At 69.5% G+C, this 15212-nt stretch carries 13 protein-coding genes; 6 read left to right on the top strand and 7 right to left on the bottom strand.

Going from position 1 to position 15212, the window contains the following annotated elements; translation table 11 throughout:
- The first annotated feature begins 10 nt into the window (after positions 1-10).
- Complete coding sequence (locus BY998_RS04305; protein WP_110350632.1) at positions 11-883, top strand: DUF1186 domain-containing protein; 873 nt, start codon at positions 11-13, stop codon at positions 881-883.
- On the opposite strand, the gene moeB is transcribed toward BY998_RS04305, so the two are convergent.
- Positions 831-1655, bottom strand: coding sequence for a molybdopterin-synthase adenylyltransferase MoeB (moeB, locus tag BY998_RS04300; protein WP_110350396.1), 825 nt, complete (start codon positions 1653-1655; stop codon positions 831-833). The genes BY998_RS04305 and moeB overlap by 53 nt on opposite strands.
- A 269-nt stretch (positions 1656-1924) precedes the next feature.
- Here moeB and dapE point away from each other — a divergent pair, with 269 nt between their 5' ends.
- Complete coding sequence (gene dapE / locus BY998_RS04295; RefSeq protein WP_181425422.1) at positions 1925-3097, top strand: succinyl-diaminopimelate desuccinylase; 1173 nt, start codon at positions 1925-1927, stop codon at positions 3095-3097.
- Between the two features lie 194 nt (positions 3098-3291).
- Here dapE and truA read toward each other — a convergent pair whose 3' ends face one another.
- The 4 genes from truA to recR all read right to left on the bottom strand — a co-directional run bounded on the left by truA (position 3292) and on the right by recR (position 6372).
- A complete protein-coding gene (gene truA, locus BY998_RS04290) occupies positions 3292-4044 on the bottom strand; it encodes a tRNA pseudouridine(38-40) synthase TruA (RefSeq protein ID WP_110350395.1) in 753 nt (250 codons plus the stop codon).
- Positions 4045-4204: 160 nt separating this feature from the next.
- Positions 4205-5134, bottom strand: coding sequence for a methionyl-tRNA formyltransferase (gene fmt / locus BY998_RS04285; RefSeq protein WP_110350394.1), 930 nt, complete (start codon positions 5132-5134; stop codon positions 4205-4207).
- Between the two features lie 10 nt (positions 5135-5144).
- Positions 5145-5660, bottom strand: coding sequence for a peptide deformylase (locus tag BY998_RS04280; RefSeq protein WP_110350393.1), 516 nt, complete (start codon positions 5658-5660; stop codon positions 5145-5147).
- 106 nt (positions 5661-5766) lie between these two features.
- Entirely contained in the window at positions 5767-6372 is a 606-nt protein-coding gene (gene recR, locus BY998_RS04275; RefSeq protein ID WP_110350392.1) for a recombination mediator RecR, read from the bottom strand.
- Positions 6373-6692: 320 nt separating this feature from the next.
- Between recR and BY998_RS04270 the strand changes: the two genes are divergently transcribed.
- On the top strand, positions 6693-8312 hold the full coding sequence (locus tag BY998_RS04270; RefSeq protein ID WP_110350391.1) for a phosphoenolpyruvate carboxykinase: 1620 nt from the start codon (positions 6693-6695) through the stop codon (positions 8310-8312).
- A gap of 159 nt (positions 8313-8471) precedes the next feature.
- Here the strand turns inward: BY998_RS04270 and rlmN are convergent, their stop codons facing one another.
- Complete coding sequence (rlmN, locus tag BY998_RS04265) at positions 8472-9749, bottom strand: 23S rRNA (adenine(2503)-C(2))-methyltransferase RlmN (protein WP_110350390.1); 1278 nt, start codon at positions 9747-9749, stop codon at positions 8472-8474.
- Between the two features lie 109 nt (positions 9750-9858).
- Positions 9859-11598: a 3-dehydroquinate synthase gene (gene aroB, locus BY998_RS04260; RefSeq protein ID WP_110350389.1), complete on the bottom strand. Its 1740-nt coding sequence runs from the start codon at positions 11596-11598 to the stop codon at positions 9859-9861.
- Positions 11599-11858: 260 nt separating this feature from the next.
- On the opposite strand from aroB, the gene BY998_RS04255 reads away from it, so the two are divergent.
- The 3 genes from BY998_RS04255 to sucC all read left to right on the top strand — a co-directional run bounded on the left by BY998_RS04255 (position 11859) and on the right by sucC (position 15209).
- Entirely contained in the window at positions 11859-12590 is a 732-nt protein-coding gene (locus BY998_RS04255; RefSeq protein ID WP_110350388.1) for a TetR family transcriptional regulator, read from the top strand.
- Between the two features lie 351 nt (positions 12591-12941).
- Complete coding sequence (gene mdh / locus BY998_RS04250; protein WP_110350387.1) at positions 12942-13904, top strand: malate dehydrogenase; 963 nt, start codon at positions 12942-12944, stop codon at positions 13902-13904.
- A 108-nt stretch (positions 13905-14012) separates the two neighbouring features.
- Entirely contained in the window at positions 14013-15209 is a 1197-nt protein-coding gene (gene sucC / locus BY998_RS04245) for an ADP-forming succinate--CoA ligase subunit beta (RefSeq protein WP_110350386.1), read from the top strand.
- The last annotated feature ends 3 nt before the right edge of the window (positions 15210-15212 follow it).

Here is a 15212-nt window from a genome sequence, read left to right as displayed (position 1 = left end):
GAAGATGGTCATGGACGCGGACCTGATCGAGCGCCTTTCGGTCGCCGAGCACATGCCGAAGGACGCCCTCCGGCAGGCCGTGGCCGAACCGGAGGCGATCGCCGAGGCCGTGCTCGCGGTGCTGGCGACCGCGGCGGAAGATCCCGAGGCGCCGAGCGAGCACGAGGCCAACCTGCTGTTCTGGGGCCTGCACGCCCTGGCCGCGGCCGGGGACAGGCGGGTCTACGCGCCGCTGATGCGCCTGCTGCATCAGGACGGCGAAGCGATCGAGGGGCTGCTCGGCGACGCCAGCACGATCACCACGGCCCGCATCATCGCCAGCGTCTTCGACGGCGACGCCGGCCCGCTCCACGCACTGATCCTCGACAGCGCCGCCGACGGCTTCATCCGCAACGAGGCCTTCACGGCCCTGGCCTACCTGACCCGGCAGGGCCGCCTGCCGCTGGAGGACGCCCGCGCCCTGCTGCTCCGCTTCGACGCCGCGCAGGCGGCGGTCGAGGGCGACATGGCCTGGGTCGGCTGGGAGGAGGCGATCGCTTATCTCGGCCTGACCGACCTCGCGCCGCGTTCGCAGGCGGCCCGGCGCGACGGCCGTCTCACCGACGAGTTCAGCGATGCGGCGTGGTTCCGAAAGGCGCTGCGCCAAGCCAGCGCCGAACCGCCGGACCTGAGCGAATTCGGAGACCGCTACGGCACGCTCGACGATCCGGTGGGGGCGCTGGCCTGGACGGAGGAGAGCTACGGCCAGCCGATCACGAACCCGCTCAAGGATGTCGGCCGCAACGATCCCTGCCCCTGCGGCTCGGGCAAGAAGTACAAGAAGTGCTGCCTCAACGCGGCCGAGGCGCCGGCTCCGCCGGTGCGGCTTCCGGGCCTGTCCTGACCCCCGCTCCGTTCAACGGGTTGTCCGGGTCCCAGGCATAGCCCAGCGTCTCGAAGCGCATCGAGCGGGCGTCCACCATCAGCAGGCGCCCGACCAGGGGCTCGCCGAAGCCGGCCAGCGCCCGGATCACCTCCATCGCCATCAGTGAGCCCATGACCCCGGCCAGTGCCCCGAGCACCCCGGCCTCGGCGCAGGGCGCGACACTGCCCGGCGGCGGCGGGCTCGGGAACAGGCAGCGATAGGTCGGGTTCGGCGCGCCGTCCGGTCCGGTCTCGTGGGCGCGGATCGTGGTGAGCGAGCCGTCGAAGGCCCCGAGCGCCGCCGTCACCAGCGGCCTCTTGGCGTGGAAGCAGGCATCCGAGACGGCGTAGCGGGTGGCGAAGTTGTCGGAGCCGTCGGCGACGAGGTCGTAGCCTTCGAGCAGGGCCGGGGCGTTCTCCGGGGTCAGCCGGAAGGGATGCGTCTCGACGCGCACATGCGGGTTGAGCCGGGCGATGGCGTCGGCCGCGCTCTCGACCTTCGGGCGGCCGACATCCGGCGTGCCGTGGATGACCTGCCGCTGCAGGTTCGAGAGCGAGACCGTGTCGTCGTCGACGATGCCGATGGTGCCGATGCCGGCAGCCGCCAGATATTGAATCAGCGGCGCCCCGAGCCCCCCGGCCCCGATCACGAGCACCCGCCCCGCCTTCAGCCGGGCCTGTCCCGGGCCGCCCACCTCGCGCAGGACGAGGTGGCGGGCGTAGCGTTCGATTTCTTCGGACGAGAGGGCCATGGGCGCCATGTAAGCGCCCCGGGCGGACAGCGGAAGCGGCTGGGGCTTTGCTGCGCGAAGGGCAGGCCCGTGTTACGGCTCGCCCACCAACGAAGAGGCGCTGTTTCCCGCCCGAATCTCTCCTGAGGTGCCGAAGCGAAGCGGAGGCCTCGAAGGGTCCTCCGGTCGCCACGCGACTTCCAAAAGGATCCTTCGAGGCCCGCTGACGCGGGCACCTCAGGAGGAGGCAGAGGGTGGGAGACGCGATCCGACCGAGCCGGGGACCGCCCTTGTCCGACCACACGCCCCTCGCCCTCGCCCAGGCGCTGATCCGCTGCCCTTCCGTGACCCCGGAGGAGGGCGGCGCCCTGTCCTTCCTGGCGGACCTTCTTTCGCGGGCGGGCTTCTCCGTCGAGCGCCCGGTCTTTTCGGAGGCCGGCACGCCGGACATCGAGAACCTCTATGCCCGCATCGGCACGACGGGCCCGGTCCTCGTCTTCGCCGGCCATACCGACGTGGTGCCGCCGGGCGAGGCGGCCTCCTGGACCCAGGGGCCGTTCTCGGGCGCGGTCGTGGACGGCTTTCTCTACGGTCGCGGCGCCGTGGACATGAAGGGCGGCATCGCCTGCATGCTCGCCGCGACGCTGGCCTTCCTCGATGCACGCGGCCCGAATTTCGGCGGCTCCATCGCCTTCCTCATCACCGGCGACGAGGAGGGGCCGGCGGTGAACGGCACCGTGAAACTGCTCGCCTGGGCCAAGGCGAGGGCTGAGCGCTTCGACCATTGCCTGCTCGGCGAGCCGACCAACCCCGATACCCTGGGCGAGATGATCAAGATCGGCCGGCGCGGCTCGCTCACGGGGCGGATCACCGTGCACGGGCGCCAGGGCCACGTCGCCTATCCGCACCGGGCCGAGAACCCGATCCCCGGCCTGCTGCGCCTCGCCTCGGCTCTGATCGCCGAACCGCTCGACGGCGGCACCGCGCATTTCGACGCCTCAAATCTCGAATTCACGACGATCGACGTCGGCAATCCCGCCACCAACGTGATCCCGGCCTCGGCCAAGGCCGTGTTCAACGTGCGCTTCAACGACGACTGGACCGCCGAGACCCTGGGCGCCGAAATCCGGACTCGGCTGGAGGCGGCGGCCGGCAGCGCCGTGCGCTTCAGCCTCGATCTCCAGCCCTCGAACTCGCCGGCCTTCCTGACCCGGCCCGACGCCTTCGTCGATCTCGTCGCGGATGCGATTCAAGCCGAGACCGGGCGGCGCCCGGCGCTCTCCACCACGGGGGGCACCTCGGACGCGCGCTTCATCAAGGATGCCTGCCCGGTGATCGAGTTCGGCCTCGTCGGGCGGACGATGCACGAGACCGACGAGCGCGTGGCGTTGGCCGATCTGGAGCGGCTGACCGCGATCTACGGGCGGGTGCTGGAGGCTTATTTCCAGACCGCTTCCAGCTGATCGCATCGTCGTGGCGAGGCGGAGCCGAAGCCATCCAGGGCTCCGCACGATCCGGAAAGGTCGCGCCGCTGGGTCGCGTCGCCGACGCGCGCGATGCCGGTGCGAGGTGAAAGCCGAGGCGATCGAACGGAAGCCGTCCGAAGCACCGTCCCGGCCGATGGCCGCCGGCTCTCGGAAGAGACGGCGCGCTGCGATCAAGCGTAATCGACACCCACGAAGGTGAGGCCGCAGGCCGGGGCCAGCGGCCCGCAGCGGTGCTTCGCCCTGGTCGCCAAAATCTCCGCCACGTCGTCGGCGGAGAGGCGTCCGCTGCCCGCGAGCATCAGCGTGCCGGCCATGGCGCGCACCTGATGGTGCAGGAAGGAGCGGGCGGAGGTCGCGATCACGATCTCCTCGAAGAGGCCCATCCGCTCGCGGGTCACGTCGAGCTGTTCGAGCGTGCGCACGGGGCTCTTGGCCTGACACTCCGCGGCGCGGAAGGCGGAAAAGTCATGGCGGCCGAGCAGGCGCTGGGCGGCCGCCCGCATCAAGTCGGCGTCGAGCGGCCAGGGCACCTGCCAGACATGGGCGCGGGTGAGCGCGGCGGGGCTGCGCCGGTTGAGGATGCGGTAGCGGTAATGCCGTCGGATCGCCGAGTGACGGGCATCGAATGCCTCCGTCACGATCTCGGCGGACAGGATGGAAACGGGCTGCGGGCGCAGATGCGCGTTGAGCGCGTCGCGCACGGTGTCGGTGCGCCAGTCCCTGGCGAGATCGAGATGCGCCACCTGATGGATCGCGTGCACGCCCGCATCGGTGCGGCCGGCGCAGGTCAGCCGCGCCGTCTCACCGGAAAAGTGCGTGACCGCGGTCTCGATCGCGGCCTGCACGCTCGGGTCGTCGGCCTGCCGCTGCCAGCCGCAGAACGGCGCGCCGTCATACTCGATGACGAGCTTGTAGCGGGGCATCAGGATTCGGGGGCAGCAACCCTCCCCCCTCCGCGGGGGAGGATGCCTGCGGAGCGGGCGGGAGAGGGGGCGACGCTTCCGGAAAGGTCGCTCCCCTCACCCGACCCGCTGCGCGGGCCACCCTCTCCCGCAGAGGGGAGAGGGGGATATCGAAAGCCGGTCACGTGAACAAAGCCCCTGCCGCCAGCCGCGCCCCGCGCAAAAACTCCTCGCCGCTGGCCACGCCGCCCTTGCCGGCCCGGCGCAGTTCGAGGAGGCGCACGGCGCCCGCGCCGCAGGCGATGGTGCAGGCGGCATCAAGCAGCGTCCCCGGCGCAGCCGATCCCTCGGCGGGCAGCGCCCGCAGCACCTTGACCCGCTCCGGCCCCTTGCCGAGGTCGGCCTCGAAATAGGCACCCGGGAACGGCGACAATCCGTTGATGTGGCGAGCGACCTCGGCCGCCGGGCGTGCCCAGTCGATGTGTGCCTCCTCGTTGCTGACCTTGTGGGCGTAGGCGACACCCTCCTCTGCCTGCGGCGCGAAGCTGAGTCCGTCCTGCTCCAGGGCGGCAATCGCCCGTCCCATCAGGTCGGCGCCCAGCGGCATCAGCGCGTCGTGCAATTCGCCCGCGGTCATGCCCTCGGTGATGGCCACGCGCGCTTCCAGCGCCACCGGTCCGGTATCGAGCCCGGCCTCCATGCGCATGACGCCGACGCCGCTCTCGGCATCGCCCGCCATCACCGCCCGCTGGATCGGGGCGGCGCCGCGCCAGCGCGGCAGCAGCGAGCCGTGCAGGTTGAGGCAGCCGTGGCGCGGCAGGTCGAGGATCGCTTGCGGGAGCAGCATGCCGTAGGCGACGACCACGGCCACGTCGGCCGCGTGACCGGCGAAGGTCTCGGCGGCCTCCGGCGTCTTCAGGGTCGAGGGAGTGAGGACGGGCAGGCCCAGAGCCTCGGCGCGGGCATGGACCGGGGACGGCTTCAGGGCCATGCCGCGGCCGGCCTTGGCAGGCGCGCGCGAGTAGACGGCGGCGATCGTGTGGCCGTCGGCGTGCAGACGGGCCAGGGTGGGGACGGCGAAATCCGGCGTCCCCATGAAGACGATGCGCATCGGACCTTCGTCAGGCGGCGTCGCGCTTGGCGGCCTTGGTGAACTTCTTCATCACCCGGTCGCGCTTGAGCTTCGACAGGTGGTCGATGAACAGGACGCCGTTGAGGTGGTCGATCTCGTGCTGCAGGCAGGTGGCGAGCAGGCCGTCGGCCTCCTGCTCCACGCTCTGCCCGTCGAGGTTCATGTAGCGCACGCGGACGCGGTCCGGCCGCTCGACCTCGCCGTAGAATTCGGGGATCGACAGGCAGCCCTCATCGTAGACCCGCTTCTCTTCGGAAGACCAGACGATTTCCGGGTTGAGGTAGACGGTCGGGTTCCGGGCCGCCTCGTCCTTCGAGGTGTCGATGGTGACGACGCGCTTGGCCACCCCGATCTGGATCGCGGCGAGGCCGACGCCGGGAGCGTCGTACATCGTCTCGATCATGTCGCGGGCGAGCGTCCGGATCTCGTCGGTGACGGCCGCCACCGGCTCGGAGATGAGGCGCAGCTGCGCGTCGGGCAGGATCACGAGGGGGCGGACGGTCATGGCTTCCGGGCCGGGATGGGCAGGGACGGAGTGGAACGCGTGAAAAAGCGTTGCGTCATCCGCAGATAGGCGGCGGCGCGAAGTCGGTCAAATCGCCCGCCGGTCCTCAGAACGCCGTGCGGCTGCGGATCGCCGCCGTGAGCGTGCCCTCGTCGAGATAATCGAGTTCGCCGCCGACCGGCACGCCGTGAGCGAGGCGGGTGATGGTGAGCCCGAGATGCTTGAGGGATTCGGTGACGTAGTGGGCCGTGGTCTGGCCGTCGACGGTGGCGTTGAGGGCCAGGATGATCTCCTTGACACTCGGCTCGCTCGCCCGCTCGACCAGACGGGCGATGGTCAGGTGCTCGGGCCGCACCCCGTCCAGCGCCGAGAGCACGCCGCCGAGCACGTGGTAGCGCGCCTTGACCGCGCCCGAGCGCTCCAGCGCCCAGAGGTCGGACACGTCCTCGACGACGACCAGCATCGTCGGATCGCGGGTCTCGTCCCGGCAGATCGTGCAGGGATCGCTGGTATCGACGTTGCCGCAGGACCGGCAGACGACGATGCGCTCGGCCGCGACCCGCATCGCCTCGGCCAGCGGCGCCAGCAGGGTCTCGCGCTTCTTGATGAGCTGGAGCGCGGCCCGGCGGGCGGAGCGGGGGCCAAGGCCCGGCATGCGCCCGAGAAGCTGGATCAGGCGCTCGATCTCCGGACCGGCGACGGCTTGGGGCATGCGGGAACTTCGGACGGTTGCGAGGAACGGGACGGCGGGCGTCCTGCCCCTCACATAAGCCTTCCCCCGCCATTTTTCCCGTTCAGGAAAGCGACAGCTCGGCCGTCCCAAGAGGAGCCGGCGAGCAAATTTAATTTGAGCCCGTACCAAGGAATAGTTGACGGCCAAGCCCGAGACCGATCCATTGGCGGGGGCGGGGCGGAGAACCTGCGTGCGGCGGCCCTGACCGACCGCACGGACGCCTCGCCACAAGCAAGTCGAACGCCGCGCTCGCCGGCGGCGTGACGGTGCGATCAGGGCCGCGAGGGAGGACTAGTTCCGTGAAGACCATCGGTGAATGCAACGCGGCCCACGGTCCGGAGGCGATCGGCCTGACCGATCTCGCCGCCGTCCACTGGAATCTGGAAGCGCCCCGGCTCTACGAGGAGTCCCTGCAGCGCGGCGAGGCGCAACTCGCCCGCGGCGGCGCGCTGGTGGCCACCACCGGCAGCCATACCGGCCGCTCCCCCAAGGACAAGTACGTGGTGCGCGGCGCCGGCACCGAGAACGAGATCTGGTGGGACAACAACGGCTCGATCACGCCCGGGCAGTTCGCGACGCTGCTCGACGATTTCCGCGCCCATGCCCGCGGCAAGGAGCTGTTCGCCCAGGATCTCTACGGCGGGGCCGACCCGGCTCACCGGGTGCGGGCGCGGGTCTACACCGAGTTCGCGTGGCACTCCCTATTCATCCGCAACCTGCTGATCCGCCCCGAGCGCGACGATCTCGCCGCCTACGTGCCGGAGCTGACGATCATCGACCTGCCGAGCTTCCAGGCCGATCCGGCCCGGCACGGTTGCCGCTCCAAGACCGTCATCGCCATCGATTTTACGCAGAAGATCGTTCTGATCGGCGGCTCGGCCTATGCCGGCGAGATGAAGAAGTCGGTCTTCACGTATCTCAATTACGTGCTCCCCGGCGCCGGCGTGATGCCGATGCACTGCTCGGCCAATGCCAGCCTCGACGAGACCGGTGATGCGGCCGTGTTCTTCGGCCTGTCCGGCACCGGCAAGACCACGCTCTCGAACGATTCCTCGCGCCAGCTCATCGGCGACGACGAGCACGGCTGGAGCCGGGACGGCATCTTCAACTTCGAGGGCGGTTGCTACGCCAAGACCATCCGGCTCTCGCGCAACGCCGAGCCGGAGATCTACGCCACCACAGAGCGCTTCGGCACGGTGATGGAGAACGTCGTCATCGATCCCGTGAGCCGCGTGCCGGATTTCGACGACGCGACACTCACTGAGAACACCCGCTGCGCCTACCCGCTCGACTTCATCGCCAATGCCAGCGCCACCGGCCGGGCCGGGCATCCGAAGAACATCGTGATGCTGACCTGCGACGCCTTCGGCGTGATGCCGCCGATCGCCAAGCTCACGGGGGCGGAGGCGATGTACCACTTCCTCTCGGGCTACACCGCCAAGGTGGCGGGCACCGAGCGCGGCCTGACCGCGCCCGAGGCGACCTTCTCGACCTGCTTCGGCGCGCCGTTCATGCCGCGCCACCCGAGCGTCTACGGCAACCTGCTGCGTGAGTTGATGGCCGAGCACGGCGTCGATTGCTGGCTCGTCAACACCGGCTGGACCGGCGGCGGGGTCGGCACCGGCCGGCGCATGCCGATCCGCGTCACTCGCCGGCTGCTCTCGGCGGCGCTCGACGGCTCGCTGGCGCAGGTCGAGTTCCGCCGCGACCCGTATTTCGGCTTCTCGGTACCCGTCGAGGTGCCCGGCGTCGAGACGCAGGTGCTGTCGCCGGTCGAGACCTGGACCAACAAGACGGCCTTCGCCGACACCGCCACGCGCCTCGTCACGATGTTCCGCGAGAACTTCAAGCGCTTCGAGAGCCACGTCGATGCCGAGGTGCGCGCCGCCGAGCCGGTCGCCGCAGCGATCGCGGCGTAATCAGCGCTCCTCCCCTCCCCCCTCCCGGGGAGGGGAGCAGTCCGAAGGACCGCCTCCTCCGTCATCGCGAGCCAAGGCGGAGCGATCCAGCGGCGCGGCTTTTCCGGAAGTGGCAGCGCCCTGGATGGCTCCGCCTCGCCATGCTGGAGCGGCCGCCGTTCAGTCGACCTGATCGGCGTAGACGGCCTCGGCGCCCATGCCCTCTTCGAGCATCATCCGGGCGCGGGCGCGCAGCTTCTCGGTCTCGCTCTTGAGTTGGCCGCAGGCCGCGAGGATGTCGCGTCCGCGCGGGGTGCGCACCGGCGAGGCGTAGCCGGCGGTGAAGACGATCTCGGAGAAGCGCTCGATCCGCTCCCAGTCCGAGCACTCGTATTTCGAGCCGGGCCAGGGGTTGAACGGGATCAGGTTGATCTTGGCCGGGATGCCCTTGAGCAGCCGCACCAGGGCGCGGGCGTCGGCGTCCGAATCGTTGACGCCCTTGAGCATCACGTACTCGAAGGTGATGCGCCGGGCGTTGCTCAGCCCCGGATAGTTCCGGCAGGCGTCGAGGAGCTGCTCGATCGGGTACTTGCGGTTCAGGGGCACCAGTTCGTTGCGCAACTCGTCGCGCACGGCGTGCAGCGAGATCGCCAGCATGGCGTTGGCCTCGAGCCCCAGCCGCTCGATCTGCGGCACGACGCCGGAGGTCGAGACCGTGATGCGCCGCCGCGAGAGCGCGAGCCCCTCCTGGTCCGACATCACGGCGATGGCATCGATTACCGCGTCGAGATTGTAGAGCGGTTCGCCCATGCCCATGAACACGATGTTGGTCACGAGCCGGCCGGGCTCGCCCCCATCCTTGCCCGGCATCTGTCCGGTGAAGTCGCCGAGCGCGTCGCGGGCGACGACGAGCTGCGAGACGATCTCCGCGGTGGAGAGGTTGCGCACGAGGCGCTGCGTGCCGGTGTGGCAGAACGAGCAGGTCAGGGTGCAGCCGACCTGGGACGAGACGCAGAGCGTGCCGCGGTCGTCGCCGGGGATGTAGACGCACTCGATCTCGGCGCCGCGATTGTGATCGTGCGCGCCGGTCGGCGCCATGCGCAGGAGCCACTTGCGGGTGCCGTCGCGCGAGACCTGCTCGGTGACGACCTCCGGGCGTTCGAGGGTGAAGTGATCGGCAAGTTGCGCCTTCAGGCCCTTGCCGACATTGGTCATCTCGGAGAACTCGCGCGCGCCGCGCACATAGAGCCAGTGCCAGATCTGGCTCACCCGCATCCGCGTCTCGCGCTCGGGCACGCCGATGCCGATGAGCGCCTGTTTGAGGCCCTCGCGCGTGAGGCCGACGAGGGAAGCCTTGCGGCCGGGCAGGGTCGAGAGGGCCGTGACCTCGGGCGCCTTCTCGATTGCGGGGAGGGCGCGCGATGCGCCCGGGGCGGAGTCGAACGACGCCGTCGCCATGGCTCTAGACCTTAGGAAGCTGGAACGGCTCTCATATAGGCGCATTCGGGCGGGAACGCGACTGCACCCGATTCCGGGGAGCGGCCCGCGATTTCGCGGGCGTCCGGCGTCAGCCCTGCAGTTCCACCTCCAGGAACGCCCGCACCTCCGCCGCGTCGATCCCCGGGGCGATGAAGCTCTGGCCGATGCCGCGGGCGAGGATGAAGGTGAGCTGGCCGTCGCGGACCTTCTTGTCCTGAGCCATGGCCTCGAGAAGCGCATCCGGATCGCCGGCCCCGCCGGGCACCTGGCTCAGCCGGGTCGGCAGTCCGGCCAGCGCGAGGTGGTTGGCCACGCGCCCCGCATCCTGGCCCGGGCACAGGCCGAGCCGGGCCGAGAAGCGGAAGGCGAGGGCCAGCCCGATCGCGACCCCCTCGCCGTGGACGAGACGGGCGGCGTCGTAGCCCGTCAGGCGTTCCAGGGCGTGGCCGAAGGTGTGGCCGAGATTGAGCAGCGCCCGCTCGCCGTCCTCCCGCTCGTCGCGGGTCACGACGCCGGCTTTGGCGCGGCAACAGGCGGCCACCGCCTCGTCGCGCTCCGGCCCGCCCGAGAAGATGCCGGCCCAGTTCGCCTCGCACCATTCGAAGAAGCCGGCATCCCCGATCAGCCCGTACTTGGCGACCTCGGCGTAGCCGGCCCGCATCTCGCGCTCGGAGAGCGTGTCGAGGGTCGCGGTGTCGGCGATCACGAGGCGCGGCTGGTGGAAGGCGCCGACCAGGTTCTTACCGTGGGGCGAGTTGATCCCGGTCTTGCCGCCCACCGAAGAATCAACCTGCGCGAGCAGGGTCGTCGGCACCTGAACGAAGCGGACGCCGCGCCGCAGGGAGGCGGCCGCGAAGCCCGCCAGATCCCCGACCACGCCGCCGCCGAGCGCCACGACGAGGTCACCACGCTCGATTCTCTGGGCGAGCAGGCCATCGCAAACGCGGGCGAACTCCGCGTAGCTCTTCGAAGCTTCCCCCGGCGGAACGGCGATGAGCCCGCAGCGCAGGCCGGCGGCTTCCAGACTCGCGCGCACCCGCTCGCCGTAGAGGCCCGCCACCGTCTCGTCCGTGACGATGCCGGCCGCCCGCGCGCCGAGGTCCCGCGCCTCGGCTCCCACCGCGTCGATGAGGCCGCGGCCGATCCGGATGTCGTAGTCGCGCCCTCCGGAGAGGGGGACGTTTACACGCGAGGGTTGCTTTTGCATAGGAGATATCAAATGTTGTGATTTGGCCGCGAGTGTCGGATTGATGTGGATGTCGAGAGCTTCCATCACGTCCTCGACGACGCGATCGTGGGACACCTCGCGGGAGAGCACCGTGACGTCGGCCTGGGCATAGACGGGATGCCGCACCTCCATCAGCGCGCGCATGGTCGCTTCCGGATCCTCCGTCTGGAGAAGCGGGCGCGTCTGACGCTTGCGGACGCGGCGCATCAGCACGTCGAGATCGGCCTTGAGCCAGACCGAAATGCCCCCTTCGGCGATCCGGGCCCGGGTTGCCTCGCGCATGAAGGCGCCGCCGCCCGTGGCCAGCACCATCGGTCCCTCGCGCATCAGGCGCGCGATGACGCGCTCCTCGCCCTCGCGAAAGCTCGCCTCGCCGTAGATCGAGAAGATGTCGGCGATGGTGAGCTTGGCGGCTGCCTCGATCTCGTGGTCGGCATCCTTGAACATCAGCCCGAGACGGCCGGCGAGGCGGCGACCGACCGTGCTCTTGCCCGCACCCATCAGACCGACGAGCACGATCGACCGGGCTCCCAGGCCGCGGCGCAGGCGTGCTTCGATCGGTTCGCCGGGCGACGGGGCCGGCGGCTCGGGAAGAGTCATGGCGCGGTCATAGACGGTTTTCCGGATGCGGCGAAGGGTCGGATGCAGGCCTCTCTCCACGCCGAATGCCCCCGGCACGCCCTGCGAAACCCGTCCTGCGTGCATTACAAATTGAATCGACCGCAAATCGGTGGCGAGAGGGGGTTGCCATTCGTCGCCGGGACGGGGAGGCTCACGCGAGCGCGTGGGACGGCACCGCTCTCGACTGGGGTCTCTCAGTCGAGTGCCCCCACGTTTGTCTTTTTCGTGCCAGGAAACACATGCTGCCGTTTGGATCTGTCTCCTTACCCATCACTTTCACCGACAGCGAGCGGGAGGCGAGCGACTCAGACACCGATCCGCGCGGCCTCGGCCCGCGTGTCTCCCGTCTCAGCGGCCCCGCCGCCCGGGCCCGGGCCACGCCGGTCTCGACGGATGCGCGCCTCCTCGCCATCGCGACAGAGCATCTGACCCGCCTCGGCCCCAAGCGGGTGACCGTGGTCGCGGTCGCTGCGGAGGCAGGCATGACCCATGCCAACGTCTACCGCTACTTCCCCTCGAAGGACGCCCTGCTCGACGCCGTCGCCGGGCGCTGGCTGCGCGATCTCGAGACGGAACTCGCCGGCATCGCCGACGCGCCCGATCCCGCCGACGACAAGATCGAGCGCTTCATCGGCGCTCTGGCCACGGCGCAGAGCGAGATGCTGACCCACGAGCCGAACCTGTTCGCGGTCCATCTCGACGCCACGGTCGCGTCCCGCCCGATCGCCCGCCGCCACCGCGTCCGCCTGCGCACCCTCGTCGAGCGCATCGTCGAGGAGGGAATCGGAACCGGCGTCTTCGCCGCCCGCGACCGGGAGCGGGCCATCGCCGTCATCTTCGACGCGAGCTACCGTTTCACGCATCCGGTCGCGATCCAGCACGATGCGGACGTGCCCCGCGACCTGCTCGATGCCCGACTCGGCGCAGTGATCCAGTCGATCCAGCGCTCCCTGCGCACGGGCACTTTCTGACGATCGAACAGGGCTCCCAAACTGCATTGCGGTAGGACCAAAACCACCCGGATGACAGATTGCGAATCCTGTCACCGACCTCTTGCCGGCTGTCTATCGTCGTTCGCATCAGCGCCAATCGCTTGCGAAAGCTCGGCTTTCTTCACGACCCGGCTTCGCCTGCCGGCCCGTACGACCGGGCTGGGGGCGGCCTGCCCCGACCTTCGTCGGGTTGAAGGAGTGTGGCTTTTCCGCCAAACACCGGCCGCATCGAGATTGATCGGCGAAGGTTCGGCCGCATCGCACCATCTGCGGGATCGCTGACAAGATTTTTCGAACCGCCACGCATTCCGACCGGAGGCTAGAACGTTCATGGCACGCAGCAAGATCGCGCTCATCGGAGCCGGACAGATCGGCGGCACCCTTGCCCATCTCGCGGGTCTCAAGGAACTCGGTGACGTGGTGCTGTTCGACATCGTCGACGGCGTGCCGCAGGGCAAGGCGCTCGACATCGCCGAATCCGCTCCCGTCGACGGTTTCGACGCCAAGTATTCGGGCGCCAGCGACTACGCTGCGATCGCCGGGGCCGACGTGGTGATCGTCACCGCGGGCGTGCCGCGCAAGCCCGGCATGAGCCGCGACGATCTCATCGGCATCAACCTGAAGGTGATGGAGGCGGTCGGCGCCGGCATCAAGGAGCACGCGCCCGACGCCTTCGTGATCTGCATCACCAATCCGCTCGACGCGATGGTGTGGGCGCTGCAGAAGTTCTCGGGACTGCCCACCAACAAGGTCGTCGGCATGGCCGGCGTGCTCGATTCCGCCCGCTTCCGCCACTTCCTGGCCGAGGAGTTCGGCGTCTCGGTCGAGGACGTGACCGCCTTCGTGCTCGGCGGCCACGGCGACGACATGGTCCCGCTGACCCGCTACTCGACGGTGGCCGGCGTGCCGCTGACCGATCTGGTCAAGCTCGGCTGGACCACCCAGGAGAAGCTCGACGCCATGGTCGAGCGCACCCGCAAGGGCGGTGGCGAGATCGTCAACCTGCTCAAGACCGGCTCGGCCTTCTACGCCCCGGCGGCCTCCGCCATCGCCATGGCCGAGAGCTACCTCAAGGACAAGAAGCGGGTGCTGCCCTGCGCCGCCTACCTCTCGGGCGAGTACGGCGTGGACGGCCTCTATGTCGGCGTGCCGGTGGTGATCGGCGAGAACGGCGTCGAGCGCGTCCTCGAAGTGACCTTCAACGACGACGAGAAGACGATGTTCGAGAAGTCGGTCGGCGCCGTGAAGGGCCTGATCGCCGCCTGCCAGGGCATCAACGACAAGCTCGTGTGAAAACGAGCGAAGAGCGGGCAGTGATTTGCGAGCGGGCCGCCTCGGCGCCCTTCGCTCCACTGCCGCTCTACGCTATTGGCTAGGCCCTATCCGCTCGACGAGGTCTCGATGAACATCCACGAATACCAGGCCAAAGCCGTCCTGAAGGAGTTCGGCCTGCCGGTCTCCCGCGGCGTGCCGATCTTCAAGCCGGAGGAGGCCGCAGCGGCGGCCGACACGCTCGGCGGTCCGGTCTGGGTGGTGAAGTCGCAGATCCACGCGGGCGGGCGCGGCAAGGGCACCTTCAAGGGTGCGCCCGCGGGTGCCAAGGGCGGCGTGCGCGTCACCAAGTCGAAGGACGAGGTGGTGCAGTTCGCGGGCGAGATGCTCGGGCAGACGCTGGTGACCGTGCAGACCGGCGAGGCCGGCAAGCAGGTCAACCGCCTCTACATCGAGGAAGGCGCCTCCATCGCCGCCGAGTTCTACCTGTCGATGCTCGTCGATCGCGAGACCGGCCGCGTCGCCTTCGTCGTCTCGACGGAGGGCGGCATGGATATCGAGCAGGTCGCCCACGACACGCCCGAGAAGATCGTCACCTTCTCGGTCGATCCGGCCACGGGCATCATGCCCCACCACGGCCGCGCGGTCGCCAAGGCGCTCGGCCTCTCCGGCCCCCAGGCCAAGGAAGCGGGCGCGCTGACGGAGAAGCTCTACGCGGCCTTCACGGCCAAGGACATGAGCATGCTGGAGATCAACCCGCTGGTTCTGACCGGCGACGGTTCGCTCAAGTGCCTCGACGCCAAGATCTCCTTCGATTCGAACGCCCTCTACCGCCACCCCGACATCGTCGCGCTCCGCGACGAGACGGAAGAGGACGCCAAGGAGATCGAGGCCTCGAAATTCGATCTCGCCTACATCGCGCTCGACGGCACGATCGGCTGCATGGTCAACGGCGCGGGTCTGGCCATGGCGACCCTCGACATCATCAAGCTCTACGGCGAGGAGCCGGCGAACTTCCTCGATGTCGGCGGCGGCGCCTCCGAGGAGAAGGTGACGGCGGCCTTCAAGATCATCACCGCCGACCCGCAGGTGAAGGGCATCCTCGTCAACATCTTCGGCGGGATCATGAAGTGCGACGTCATCGCCCGCGGCGTGATCGCGGCGGTGAAGACGGTCGGCCTCGAAGTGCCGCTGGTCGTGCGGTTGGAGGGCACCAACGTCGAGGAGGGCAAGGAGATCATCCGGAACTCCGGCCTCAACGTCATCCCCGCGGACGATCTGGACGACGCCGCGCAGAAGATCGTCGCCGCGGTGAAGAAGGGTTGAGCT

It is taken from the genome of Methylobacterium sp. B4 (assembly GCF_003201865.1).
In the GTDB taxonomy this organism is placed as follows: domain Bacteria; phylum Pseudomonadota; class Alphaproteobacteria; order Rhizobiales; family Beijerinckiaceae; genus Methylobacterium.
Note: the sequence above shows the minus strand (reverse complement) of the source record. Positions and strands in the feature narration are given on the sequence as shown.

Bases quoted from the DNA above. Each gene is read 5' to 3' on its own strand.
- moeB (WP_110350396.1), bottom strand. From the start codon at position 1,655: ATGGCCCTCTCGTCCGAAGAAATCGAACGCTACGCCCGCCACCTCGTC.
- fmt (WP_110350394.1), bottom strand. From the start codon at position 5,134: ATGCGCATCGTCTTCATGGGGACGCCGGATTTCGCCGTCCCCACCCTG.
- sucC (WP_110350386.1), top strand. From the start codon at position 14,013: ATGAACATCCACGAATACCAGGCCAAAGCCGTCCTGAAGGAGTTCGGC.
- BY998_RS04255 (WP_110350388.1), top strand. From the start codon at position 11,859: ATGCTGCCGTTTGGATCTGTCTCCTTACCCATCACTTTCACCGACAGC.
- BY998_RS04280 (WP_110350393.1), bottom strand. From the start codon at position 5,660: ATGACCGTCCGCCCCCTCGTGATCCTGCCCGACGCGCAGCTGCGCCTC.
- rlmN (WP_110350390.1), bottom strand. From the start codon at position 9,749: ATGGCGACGGCGTCGTTCGACTCCGCCCCGGGCGCATCGCGCGCCCTC.
- truA (WP_110350395.1), bottom strand. From the start codon at position 4,044: ATGCCCCGCTACAAGCTCGTCATCGAGTATGACGGCGCGCCGTTCTGC.
- BY998_RS04305 (WP_110350632.1), top strand. From the start codon at position 11: ATGGACGCGGACCTGATCGAGCGCCTTTCGGTCGCCGAGCACATGCCG.
- aroB (WP_110350389.1), bottom strand. From the start codon at position 11,598: ATGACTCTTCCCGAGCCGCCGGCCCCGTCGCCCGGCGAACCGATCGAA.
- mdh (WP_110350387.1), top strand. From the start codon at position 12,942: ATGGCACGCAGCAAGATCGCGCTCATCGGAGCCGGACAGATCGGCGGC.
- recR (WP_110350392.1), bottom strand. From the start codon at position 6,372: ATGCCCCAAGCCGTCGCCGGTCCGGAGATCGAGCGCCTGATCCAGCTT.